The sequence below is a fragment of the Streptomyces glaucescens genome (assembly GCF_000761215.1).
GTDB classification, from domain to species: Bacteria; Actinomycetota; Actinomycetes; order Streptomycetales; family Streptomycetaceae; genus Streptomyces; species Streptomyces glaucescens_B.
This window is the reverse complement of sequence record NZ_CP009438.1, coordinates 839,878-851,719: the sequence shown is the minus strand read 5'-3', so window position 1 is coordinate 851,719 and position 11,842 is coordinate 839,878. Positions and strand designations below refer to the sequence as shown.

At 75.4% G+C, this 11,842-nt stretch carries 10 protein-coding genes; 5 read left to right on the top strand and 5 right to left on the bottom strand.

The genetic code is table 11. The features are described 5' to 3' along the window. Positions 1 to 8 precede the first annotated feature (8 nt). The 4 genes from SGLAU_RS03655 to SGLAU_RS03640 form a co-directional block, all read right to left on the bottom strand. Positions 9 to 2,429, bottom strand: a complete 2,421-nt coding sequence (locus SGLAU_RS03655) for a right-handed parallel beta-helix repeat-containing protein (RefSeq protein ID WP_043498318.1) — start codon at positions 2,427 to 2,429, stop codon at positions 9 to 11. 106 nt (positions 2,430 to 2,535) lie between these two features. Continuing rightward, positions 2,536 to 3,138, bottom strand: coding sequence for a hypothetical protein (locus SGLAU_RS03650; protein ID WP_043498316.1), 603 nt, complete (start codon positions 3,136 to 3,138; stop codon positions 2,536 to 2,538). 318 nt (positions 3,139 to 3,456) lie between these two features. Beyond that, positions 3,457 to 4,281, bottom strand: coding sequence for an MOSC domain-containing protein (locus SGLAU_RS03645; protein ID WP_043498315.1), 825 nt, complete (start codon positions 4,279 to 4,281; stop codon positions 3,457 to 3,459). 42 nt (positions 4,282 to 4,323) lie between these two features. Further along, positions 4,324 to 4,779, bottom strand: a complete 456-nt coding sequence (locus tag SGLAU_RS03640) for a DUF6643 family protein (protein WP_043498314.1) — start codon at positions 4,777 to 4,779, stop codon at positions 4,324 to 4,326. 284 nt (positions 4,780 to 5,063) lie between these two features. On the opposite strand from SGLAU_RS03640, the gene SGLAU_RS03635 reads away from it, so the two are divergent. Further along, a complete protein-coding gene (locus tag SGLAU_RS03635; RefSeq protein ID WP_244315170.1) occupies positions 5,064 to 6,377 on the top strand; it encodes a TerD family protein in 1,314 nt (437 codons plus the stop codon). Between the two features lie 13 nt (positions 6,378 to 6,390). On the opposite strand, the gene SGLAU_RS03630 is transcribed toward SGLAU_RS03635, so the two are convergent. Next, entirely contained in the window at positions 6,391 to 7,548 is a 1,158-nt protein-coding gene (locus SGLAU_RS03630; protein ID WP_099052759.1) for a glycosyltransferase, read from the bottom strand. A gap of 75 nt (positions 7,549 to 7,623) precedes the next feature. Here SGLAU_RS03630 and SGLAU_RS03625 point away from each other — a divergent pair, with 75 nt between their 5' ends. The 4 genes from SGLAU_RS03625 (at position 7,624) to SGLAU_RS03610 (ending at position 11,803) form a co-directional block, all read left to right on the top strand. Beyond that, positions 7,624 to 8,424 carry a glutamate racemase gene (locus SGLAU_RS03625; protein ID WP_052413596.1) on the top strand — a complete coding sequence of 267 codons (801 nt, stop codon included), beginning with the start codon at positions 7,624 to 7,626 and terminating at the stop codon, positions 8,422 to 8,424. Between the two features lie 447 nt (positions 8,425 to 8,871). Beyond that, positions 8,872 to 9,417 (top strand): hypothetical protein, encoded by a 546-nt coding sequence (locus tag SGLAU_RS03620; protein ID WP_043498310.1) that lies wholly within the window; start codon positions 8,872 to 8,874, stop codon positions 9,415 to 9,417. 226 nt (positions 9,418 to 9,643) lie between these two features. Further along, positions 9,644 to 11,254, top strand: coding sequence for an apolipoprotein N-acyltransferase (gene lnt / locus SGLAU_RS03615; RefSeq protein WP_043498308.1), 1,611 nt, complete (start codon positions 9,644 to 9,646; stop codon positions 11,252 to 11,254). Between the two features lie 69 nt (positions 11,255 to 11,323). Then, positions 11,324 to 11,803: an NUDIX hydrolase gene (locus SGLAU_RS03610; RefSeq protein WP_043498306.1), complete on the top strand. Its 480-nt coding sequence runs from the start codon at positions 11,324 to 11,326 to the stop codon at positions 11,801 to 11,803. The last annotated feature ends 39 nt before the right edge of the window (positions 11,804 to 11,842 follow it).

Below are 11,842 nucleotides of genomic sequence, written 5' to 3'. Positions count from 1 at the left end.
CGCCCCGCTCAGGGCAGCTCGGGCAGGTCCTGCGCGTACAGCAGGGTCAGTTCGTCCGTGCTCGGCTCGTCGAGCTGCGCGACCCGGCCCGCGTGCCGCTCGACCATCGCCTCGAAGGTCTGCCGCGCCGTCCGGCCGTTGCCGAACGCGGGACCCTTCGGGAGCTCCGCGAAGTACTTCAGCACGGCCTCCGCGGCGCCCGGTGCCAGCCGGTACTCGTGCTCCTCGGCCTGCTGCTCCACGATCCGCAGCAGCTCCTCGGGGCCGTAGTCGCTGAACGTGATGGTGCGGGAGAACCGGGAGGCGACACCGGGGTTGACCGAAAGGAAGCGCTCCATCTCCGCCGTGTAGCCGGCGACGATCACCACGACCGCGTCGCGGTGGTCCTCCATCAGCTTCACCAGCGTGTCGATGGCCTCCTTGCCGAAGTCACGGCCCGCGTCCTGCGGGGACAGCGCGTACGCCTCGTCGATGAACAGCACCCCGCCGCGGGCCCGCTCGAAGGCCTCCTGGGTGCGGATCGCGGTCGAGCCGATGTGCTCCCCGACCAGGTCGACGCGGGACACCTCGACCAGGTGGCCCTTCTCCAGCACGCCCAGCGCGGCGAGAATCTCGCCGTACAGCCGGGCGACCGTGGTCTTGCCGGTGCCCGGGGAACCGGTGAAGACCAGGTGCCGCTTGACGGAGGCGGCCTTCAGGCCGGCCCGCTGCCGGCGCCGGCCCACCTCGATCATGTCGGTCAGCGCCCGCACCTCACGCTTGACGCTCTCCAGCCCGACCAGCGCGTCGAGTTCACCGAGCACGGCCTTGGCGGTCCGGGCCGGCGGCCCGGCCGGGACGGGCTCCGGCTCGGCGGGCCGCTGCCCGGGGACCGCGGCCCGCGGCCCCGGCGACCGGGTCGCCGTCTCCACGGCGGTCTCCCGGAACACCGGCGATCCGAGCCCCGCGCTCTCGTCGCTGGTGCAGTCCTCCACGACCGGTCCCGCGCCCGCGTCCGGGCCGCCGTCCGCGAACTCGTAACCGCCGCGCGCGCACCGCTCCGTACGGCATTTCCTGAGGGTCGTACGGCAGCCGTCGATCACATGGAAGCCGTAGCCGCCGCTGCCCGTCACCCGGCAGTCCAGGAAGCTGCCCCGGCCGCCCGCCGAGACGTAGAAGCCCGCCTCCGCGGGGGAGTCGACCGCACACCGCTCGATCACCGGATCGGCGCCCTTGGTGACGATCACACCCGTCTGGGTGCCGTCCAGCGTGCAGTTGTTCAGGGTGCCGCCGCTGCCGTGGTCCCGGAACCAGGCACCGGTCGCGGCGTCCCGGATCCGGCAGTCGTCGAGCTGCGCGGTCGCGCCGTCGCTCACCGACACGGCCGTGTTGCGCACCTGGGACAGATCGCTGTCCACGACGTCCGCGCGGGAGCCCCGGTCGAGGACGAACAGCGCGTCCGGCACGTCGTGCACCCGGCAGGAGTCCAGCACGGCCGTCGCGCCGTCACTGACCCACACCGCCGGGTAGTCGCCGGTGCTGTCGAAGATCTCGCACTGGTTGGCGTCCACGCGGGTGCCCGGGTCCCACACCGACAGGCCGTTGCGCCCGAACTGCCGCACGCTGGTGCGGGTCAGCGTCAGCACCGAGCGGGAGCGCAGGTCGACCGCGTTCTCGGGGATGTCGTGGATCCGGCAGTCGGCCAGGGTGAGCACGGCGTCCGTGTCCAGGGTCACCCCGTCCGCGGTGGTCCGGTGCACATCGCAGTCCGTGAGGTTCGCGCTCGCGCGGCCGGTGACCTGCACCCCGCTGCCACGCACCTCGTAGACCTCACAACCCACCGCCTCCAGGGCGGAGTTGTCACCGGTGACGGTCAGCCCCGAGCCGGCCGCGTGATGCACCCGGCAGCGCTCCAGACGCGGATGACCGCCGCCGCGCACCGCGACGCCCGCCTGCCCGGCCGCGACCACCTCGCACTCCTCGAACACCCCGCCCCCGCCGTCCACCACGGCGATGCCGATGCCCGCGGGGTTGTCGACGGTGCAGCGCCGCACGCTGGGCCGGGCGCCGCCGCGCACCTCGATGCCGGCCGCGGACCGGGTGACCACCCGTACGTCGACCAGCTCCGGGGCGCCCTCCTCCACCAGCAGCGCGGGCGCCGCCGCGTCCTGCCCCTCGACGTGCAGGTCCCGCACCACCGCGCCGGCCCGCACCGTCAGCGGGACCCCGTCGACGGGCGCGATGCGCACCGAGCCGGGGGAGCCCTCGGGGCCGCGCAGCGTCACCGCGCGGCGGACGACGAGGTTCTCCCGGTAGGTGCCGGGGGCGACGGTGAGCACGTCGCCGTCGGCCGCGGCCTCCAGGGCGGCGGCGAGCGATGCGTACTCACCCGTGCGGCGCCGCCACCGCGACGTGCCGGTGTGCGTCACCTGGACGGTGCCCTGTGCCATGGTGTTGTCGTGCCCCCACCTTGTCGTACGCGGGTCGTTGCCGAGGAGCCGGCCGGTCCACCGTAGCGTGCGCGCGGACCGCGGGTTGACCGGAGCCGCAACGCGCTCAGCCGCCGGCGCCGGTCCGGCCCCAGTCCGGTCCGGCCCGTTCCCAGGCACGGTCCAGACGGGCGTGACGGAGGCGGACCATGTGCCACAGGACCAGCCGTCTGCCGGCCTCCGTCAGGCCCGCGGCGAGCAGGGCCGCACCGAGTCCGGCGAGCACGGCGTGCGTGGTGGCGGTGGCGGAGTCCATGGGGCGGCTCACCAGCCGGCCGTACGGGTCGGTCCACACCGCGAACCGGTCGCCGGGCCGCGCCGACCTCAGCCGGGCCAGGACGGTGCCCTGGCGCGCGCTGCCGTCCGGAGCGGTCCAGCGGGCGAGCACCCTGCTGCGGGTGTCGCGGGCGAGGGTGCCCGGATCGGCCACGGGCGGGTCGCGCTCCAGTCCGCGGAGCACGGTAGCCGTCACCTGATGGCGCGTCAGGCGCTGTTCGCGGGCCGCGCGGTGCAGGTCCTGCTGGGCGGCGGAGCCGACGAGGAAACCGAGCAGGGGCGCGACGAGGACCATCAGCAGCAGCGCCGTCAGCGCCAGCCGCGCCTCGGCCAGATCGGTGGGCCGGCACAGCGGGTTGTGCCGCCACCGCCAGAGACCGCTCAGGGCCCGCACCTGACACCCCCTTCCGCTCGCTCCGCGACGACCCTGCCGGAGCCGTCCTCGCGGGACCGGCGCGGAGCGCGCACGCGGCGCGGCGGCCGGTCCTCGGGAACTCCTTACGGATCCCAACGTGCGGGCCGTTCAACGGGGTTCCCCCGCGCCGCGCGCCGGCAGGAACCGGCGGGGGGTTGGCGGGAACGTGTCGCCGGGAGGGTTCGTGCCGCCGGCGCCCGCCCCGCGCGCCGGGGAACCCGTCGGCGCGGTACCCGCGCCGGGGGATCCCGCCGGCCGCGGCCCGTCGCGGGACTCGCCGCGGCAGCGAGGCGTCCGTCAGCCGAGGATGCGCACCGGGTCGCCGACCCGGACCGTGCCGGCGGTGAGCGGCACCAGGTTCTGGCCGAAGACCAGCTTGCCGCCGATCCGGCGGTGCCGGCCCAGGGTGAGCAGCGGTTCCCGGCCGCGCGCGGCGGTCGTCTGGTCGGTCGTCGTCACGACGCACCGCCCGCAGGGCTTGGCCACGCGGAACTCGACGCCGCCCACGGCGAGCCGCGTCCAGTCGTCCTCCGCCCAGGGCGCGGTGCCGGCCACGACCAGGTTCGGCCGAAAGCGGTTCATCGGCAGCGGGCCCTCCTCGGCGTGTTCCCCCTCGGCCATCAGCGAGTTGAGCGCGTCGAGGGAAGCGGCCGAGGTGAGCAGCAGCGGATAGCCGTCGGCGAAGCTGACGGTCTCACCGGGCCGCGCGTACTCCGGGTCGACGGGGCGGCGGGTGGCGGGGTCGTCCATGTGCACCAGGCGGACGTCGATGCCCAGGTAGGCGCTGCACCAGGCGTGCGCGGCGTCGTCGGCCGGGACGCCCTCCACCGTGTCGCGGAAAATCTCCACCCGCACCGTGCCCGCGGGCTCGGGCACGGACACCGTCAGCGGGTCCTGGCCGGGTGCGGACAGCCGAAGGCCGCCGCCGGGCGAGAGCTCGGCGGCGGCCTGCGCGAGGCGCGGTTGCTGGCGTTGCGTGACGACCTTTCCCCCGTCGTCGATCAGCGCCCAGCGTCGGTCTCCGGCCAGCCCCCAGGGCTCCACCACGGCTTCCGGGAGCGACAGGCCCCGGAACGCCTTGACCGGATGGACGTGTATCGATTGCAGCTCCGCGTTCCCCATGGGGTCATCGTGCCAGGTGGCGCCGACGGCCCGGGAAGGCGGTCAGTAGCCGCGGTACTGCTGGTTGTTGTACGGGTCCTGGTACGGCGCGGGCGCGGGACGCGGCGCCGCCGGGCGCATCGCCTCGTAGCCCATGCCGGGCGCGGCGGCCGGCCGGGGCTGCTGGGGAGCGGCCTGCGGGCCCGGGTAGCCGCGCGGGGCGGAGGCCTGCTGCGGGATGTAGGCCGTCGGTGCCTGGTGCATGGCCGCCTGCTGCAGCGGCGCGGGCTGCTGCTGGTGCGGGTAGCCGTACGCGGGCTGGGACGGGGCCGCCGGGAGGGCGGGGAGCGCCGACGGCAGCGCGGGCAGCGAACTGACCGGCGTGTCGTAGGCGGCGGGGACCCGGATCGGGGCGATCTGCGGGGTGCCCCGCTCGGCCACGAGGGAGTCGTAGATCGGGGTGTCCGGGAAGGAGGCGGAGTAGTAGCCGCCACCATAAGTGGAGCGGGGGGAGGTCATGGCACATAAGTTAAGCCCACGATGTGCTGGTTGGGGAGACCGATAATGGGGTTGTTTTCCATGCCTGCGGTGACGCGGGATCCCCAATGCGAGCGAACATGGGGAAAAGGGGCACCGGGCGGCGTGCGGATCGTGTAAACGCTCAGCTCCGGGCGGGTTACCGCCGGTTGCCCTCGGATCTTCCCACCACGCCGAAAGGGCTCACCGGGGCGACCCGGACGTCCGGTGGGACTCCGCCCGGCGGGGCAATAGGTTGGACGGGCACAGGACCCGGGAGACGCGCGATGGGGGCGGACATGTCCATGCCTAAGGGATCGAATACCGCGGTGCCGACGACGGCCCTGCGCGTCGAGGTGGGCTGGCGCGGCGGACCGGGCGTCCCCGACGCCGACGCCTCGGCCCTGCTGCTGGCCGGCGGGAAGGTGCGCTCCGACGGCGACCTGGTCTTCTACAACCAGCCCGCCCACTCCTCCGGCGCGGTCCGCCACGAGGGCAAGCGGGCGGCGGACGGCCGGGTGACCGACACGCTCCACGTCGACCTCACGCGCGTGGAACCCGCGGTGGACACCGTGGTCCTCGCCGCCTCCGCCGACGGCGGCACCTTCGGCCAGGTGCCGGAGCTGTCCATCGAGGTCAAGGACGCCGCACAGGGTGGTCCGGTGGCCCGCTTCGACAGCGCGGACGCGACGGTGGAGACCGCGTTCGTGCTCGGCGAGTTCTACCGCCGCCAGGGTGCCTGGAAGTTCCGCGCGGTCGGCCAGGGCTACAGCAGCGGACTGCAAGGGCTGGCCACCGACTTCGGCATCACCGTCGACGAGCCCCAGCACGCGGCCCCGCCGCCCCCCTCGGCCCCCGGCATCCCGGCGGCCCCGCCGGTGACGGCGCCGGACACCCCGCCGCCGCCCCCGCCCGCCCCGGCCCGGGCCCCCGCACCGCCCGCCGTGCCGTCCGCCGCGCCCGTCCGGCTCACCAAGGTCACGCTCACCAAGGCCGCCCCCGCCGTCTCCCTCACCAAACAGGGCGGCACCTCGGGCGCGCTGCGGGTGAACCTCAACTGGCAGGTGCGCAAGCAGTTCTCCGGATGGGGCGCCAAGTTCGGCCGGGCCGTCGCCCTGCACTCCGACCTCGACCTCGACCTGTGCGCGCTGTACGAGCTCGCCGACGGCAGCAAGGGCGTCGTCCAGGCCCTCGGCAACGCCTTCGGGGCGCTGCACCGGCCGCCGTACATCCACCTCGACGGCGACGACCGCACCGGTTCCGTGGCCACCGGGGAGAACCTGACCGTCAACCTCGACTTCAAGGACGCCTTCCGGCGCATCCTCGTCTTCGTCACCATCTACGAGGGCGCCCGCTCCTTCGCCGACCTGAACGCCACCGTCACCCTCCAGCCGCAGCACGGCGCCGCCGTCGACTTCTCCCTGGACGAGTGCACCGTCCCCTCCCCGGTGTGCGCGCTCGCGCTGATCACCAACACCGGCGGCGACCTGATCGTCCAGCGCGAGGCCCGCTACCTGATCCCCGCGCACGGGGTCAGCCCGCAGCGCACCGTCGACCAGGCGTACGGCTGGGGCATGAACTGGACACCCGGCCGCAAGTGAGGGGCGGCAGCCGTCAGCTCTCGTCGGGCACCGCGCCGGGGCGCGCGTAGGTGCGGCCCTTCCAGGCCGCACCGCGCCCCCGGTGGTGCCGCACCGCGGAATCCACCGTCATGAGGAGGTAGAGGAACGCGGTGACCGGCAGCAGCGGAGCGAGCCACGGGGGCTGCCGGTAGTAGCGGAGCATCGGCAGGTACGTCCCCGCCATCACCAGCCACGCCCCGGCCCCGAGCGCCCCGGCCGCCGTGGCGCCGCCGAGGACCCCGGCGGCCAGCGCCACGGGCGGCACCAGATAGACCAAGGCCAGCCCGGCGACCGTGCCGAGCAGCAGGAGCGGGCTGTGCCGCAGCTGGGCGTAGGCGCTGCGCGAGACCATCCGCCACAGATCGCGCAGCCGCGGGTACGGGCGCACACTGTCCACCCGGTCGGCCAGCCCCAGCCACAGCCGGCCGCCGCTGTCGCGCACGGCCCGCGCGAGGGCCACGTCGTCGATGACGGCGTGCCGGATCGCGTCCGGAATCCGCGCCCGCCGCGCGGCCTCGGCGCGCAGCAGGACGCAGCCGCCCGCCGCGGCGGCCGTCCGCGCCCCCCGGCGGCCGATCCACCGGAACGGGTACAGCTGCGCGAAGAAGTAGACGAAGGCCGGCACGACCAGCCGCTCCCAGAGGCTCTCCACCCGCAGCCGGGCCATCTGCGACACCACGTCGAACCCGCCGGTGCGCGCGGCGGCCACCAGCGTGCGCAGACTGTCCGGGGCGTGCGCGATGTCGGCGTCCGTCAGCAGCAGGTACTCGGGGGCACGCGCGCGTGCCTCCCCGATGCCGTGCCGCACCGCCCAGAGCTTGCCGGTCCAGCCCGCGGGCGGCTCGCCCGGCGAGACCACGGTCAGCGGCAGCCCGCCCCGCCGTCGCGCCAGTTCCCGCGCCACCTCCCCGGTGCCGTCGGTGCTGCCGTCGTCGACCAGGAACACCTCGGCCCGCCCCGGATAGTCCTGCCCGAGCAGCGTGGGCAGGCTCACCGGCAGCACCGCCGCCTCGTCCCGGGCCGGCACCACCACACACACCGAAGGCCAGTCGTCCGGATCCCGGCGGGGCGGCAGCCGGACGTCCGTACGCCAGAAGAAGCCCTGGCCGAGCAGCAGCCACAGCCAGGCGGCCAGGGAACCGGCGGCCATGCAAGCGAGGGCGGTCACCCGCGCAGTGTCCCCCACCGGAGCGGGCGGCACGGGCACATCGACTATCGTAGCCGGGTGAAGATCGCGCTCATGGACTCAGGAATCGGGCTGCTGGCGGCGACCGCCGCGGTACGGCGCCTCCGCCCCGACGCCGATCTGGTGCTCTCGCTCGACCCCGACGGCATGCCCTGGGGGCCGCGCACACCGGAGGACCTCACGGAGCGCGCCGTGGCCGTCGCCGACGCCGCGGCCGCACACCGGCCCGACGCCCTGATCGTCGGCTGCAACACCGCCACCGTGCACGCCCTGCCCACGCTGCGCGCCCGTCTGGAGCCCGGCGTCCCGGTGATCGGCACGGTCCCGGCCATCAAGCCCGCCGCGGCCGGCGGCGGCCCGGTCGCGATCTGGGCCACCCCCGCCACCACCGGCAGCGCCTACCAGCGCGGGCTCATCCAGGACCACGCGGCCGGGGTGCCGGTCACCGAGGTGCCCTGCTGGGGACTCGCCGAGGCCGTGGAGCACGCGGACGAGGCGGCGATCGACGCCGCCGTCGCGGCGGCGGCCGAGCTGACGCCCGCGGATGTCACCACCGTCGTCCTGGGCTGCACGCACTACGAACTCGTCGCCGAGCGCATCCGCGCCGCCGTGCGGCGTCCCGGCCGCCCGCCGCTGGCCCTGCACGGCTCGGCCGGCGCCGTCGCCGCGCAGGCGCTGCGCCGGATCGGCGCCCGCCCGGACCCGGACGCGGCCGCCCGCGGCGGGGTGACGGTCCTGCTGAGCGGACGCCCGGGCCCCCTGCCCGCCCCCGCGCTGTCCTACGCCGAGGGGCGCCTGCTCGCCCCGGCCGTGCCGGCCCCGGCGGCGGACGCCCGCTGACCGGCGGGCTCCTCGCGACGCCGCCGGGTACCTGCGAGGCCGTGCCGCGCGCGTGCCGTGGCAGCCACCCTGATGCCGTCCCGGCGAGGCGGGGTCTTGCGCCGCGGCGGCCACCTGACGTCCGCGCCCGTCCGGTCCTCCGCCGAGGGGTGGGGCGTCTGCCTATCCCCGGCCGTGCAGGCTTGGTGCGGCGGGGGCCCGTGGACCGGCCCGCGCGCGCCTGCGAGGCCGCGCCGCGCGTGCCGTGGCGCCCACCCGCACGCCGTCCCCGCGAGGCCGGGCCACGGGCGCCGCGGCGGCCACCCGGATGCCGTACGGAGCGGTGACCCGGTCCGGGCGCCGTGGGGCCGGCGGTGGCGCGCGCCCTCCCGGACGGGTGCGGCCGGGCGGAGCAGTCACGCTGTGCGACGGACTCTTCGCGCGACGAAAGCTGAGTAGTCTCGAACCATGAGGGACCACCCCCGCGACGCGCGCTCCCCGCACCCCGATGTATGGACCGGCCGGGCCACCAACCGGGTCCAGTGGCTGCTGGCGCTCCTCGGCGCCGCCTGCCTGGCGCTCGGCATCGAGCTGGCCGTCGACTCCCCGTGGACGAACGGCATCGCGCCGCTGGTGATGGCCGTGGTGGGGTGCATCGCCGCCGGGCTGCTGGTCCTCTTCGGCACTCTGGCCTTCGTGCACGTCGCGCTGCGGGTGGACCAGGAGTGCCTGGAGATCCGCTGCGGCCACATCGGCGTGCCGCGCCGCCGCATCCCCCTCTCCCAGGTGATCGGCGCCGACTTCGCGCCGCACGTCACCCCGCGCCACTGGGGCGGCTGGGGCTACCGCTGGCGTCCCGAGAAGGGCACCGCCGTGGTCGTCCGGCGCGGCGAGGGCGTGATCCTGCGGCTGTGGGACGGCCACACCTTCACCGTCACCGTGGACGACGCGGAGTCGGCCGTACGGGTGATCAGGGACCGGCTGCGACCCCGCACGCCCGGCGCGGCCCACTGACGCGGCCGGCGGGCGCGAGCCCCATGGAGCGGTGCGGCGTCCACGTTCGGGGAGGAGCGTGGGGGAGCGGATGAGTCCGGGGGGGAGATGTGCCGAAACGAGGCCGCGCGGCGGTGCACCGGGTGCGTGCACGGGGCCGGGGCACGCCCGCGCCCCGGGACCCCGCCGGCCGGCGGCCCGCAGGCCGCGCTGTCCGCGCCGGGGACGCCCGCCGTAGACTCCCGGAGTGACCGTCACCGCAACCTCCGTGGGCGAGTCGGACGACGTCCGGCCGGCCACCGCGCCCGCCCCGCGCGGCGCGCGGCTGCTGCGCCTCGTCCCGGCCGCCACCGCGGCGCTCTCCGGAGTGCTGCTCTACGTCAGCTTCCCGCCCCGCACCCTCTGGTGGCTGGCCCTGCCGGCCTTCGCCGCCTTCGGCTGGGTGCTGCGCGGCCGCGGTGCGAAGGCGAGCCTCGGCCTCGGCTACCTCTTCGGCCTCGGCTTCCTGCTGCCCCTGCTGGTGTGGACCGGAGTGGAGGTCGGCCCCGGTCCGTGGCTCGCCCTCGTCGCGATCGAGGCGCTGTTCGTCGCCCTGGCCGGCGCGGGTGTCGCCGCGGTGTCACGGCTGCCCGCCTGGCCGGTGTGGGCGGCGGCGGTCTGGATCGCGGGCGAGGCGGCACGCGCGCGCGTGCCCTTCCACGGCTTCCCCTGGGGCAAGATCGCCTTCGGTCAGGCGGACGGCGTCTTCCTGCCGCTCGCCGCGGTGGGCGGCACTCCGGTGCTCGGCTTCGCGGTCGTCCTGTGCGGTTTCGGTCTCTGCGACGTCGTCCGCCTCGCGGTGGACGCGCGCCGCGCCCGCGCGGTACGGCGGTCCGCCGCGGCCGCGGCGCTGCTCGCCCTGGCCGTGCCGCCGCTCGCGGCCCTCGCCGCGCTGCCGCTGGTCAGCGACCGGGCCGAGGACGGCACCGCCACCGTCGCCGTCATCCAGGGCAACGTGCCCCGCGCGGGCCTCGACTTCAACGCCCAGCGCCGGGCCGTGCTCGACCACCACGCGCGCGAGACCGAACGGCTGGCGGCCGAGGTGCGGGCCGGTACCGTGCCCCGGCCCGACTTCGTGCTCTGGCCGGAGAACTCCTCCGACATCGACCCCTTCGCCAACGCCGACGCCCGCGCGGTCATCGACGGCGCCGCCAAGGCCGTCGGCGCGCCCGTCTCCGTCGGCGGGGTGGTGGAACGCGACGGCAGGCTGCTGAACGAGCAGATCCTCTGGGACCCGGAGAAGGGCCCGGTCGACACCTACGACAAACGGCAGATCCAGCCGTTCGGCGAGTACCTGCCGCTGCGCTCGCTGCTCGACGCGATCAACGAGGACTGGACCGGCATGGTCCGCCAGGACTTCAGCCGGGGTTCCGAGCCGGGCGTCTTCACCCTGGACGGCACCAGGGTCGGCCTCGCCACCTGCTACGAGGCCGCCTTCGACTGGGCCGTGCGGGACACCGTCACCCACGGCGCCCAGATGATCTCCGTGCCGAGCAACAACGCGACCTTCGACCGCAGCGAGATGACCTACCAGCAGCTCGCCATGTCCCGGATCCGCGCGGTCGAGCACAGCCGGACCGTCACCGTGCCGGTGACCAGCGGGGTCAGCGCGATCATCCTGCCGGACGGCACCATCACCCAGCGGACCGGCATGTTCGTCGCGGACTCGCTGGTGCAGGAGGTGCCGCTGCGCTCCTCCGAGACCCCCGCCACGCGGCTCGGCGTCCTGCCGGAGCTGGCCCTCGTGCTGGTCGCCGCGGGCGGCCTCGGGTGGGCCGCCGCCGTGGCGGCGCGCGGGCGGCGCGCGGGTGGCGCGTAACCGTACGACCGCCGTACGCCGCGGGAACGCGCCCGGGGCGCACAGGAGAGCCCGTTAGGGTCTGGCACCATGGCCATTCCTGATTTCCTCCGCACCCTGCGGGCCTCCGCCGGACACCAGCTGCTGTGGCTCCCCGGGGTCACCGCCGTCGTCTTCGACGACGCGGGCAGAGTGCTGCTCAACCGCCGGACCGACACCCGCAAGTGGTCGGTGCTCGGCGGCATCCCGGACCCGGGCGAGCAGCCCGCGGCCTGCGCCGTGCGCGAGGTCCACGAGGAGACCGCGGTCCGGTGCGTCCCCGAGCGGGTGGTCCTCGTCCAGGCGCTGGAGCCGGTCACCTACGACAACGGCGACGTCTGCCAGTACATGGACATCACGATCCGCTGCCGCGCGGTCGGCGGCGAGGCCCGGGTCAACGACGACGAGTCCCTGGAGGTCGGCTGGTTCGAGGCCGACGCCCTGCCGGACCTGAGCGAGTTCTCGCTGATGCGGATCAAGCAGGCCCTGTCGGACGCACCCACGTGGTTCGACCCCACGACCTCCGCGTGAACTGTGGTGCATGACCACATGGGGTGGGGGAGTGCCGCT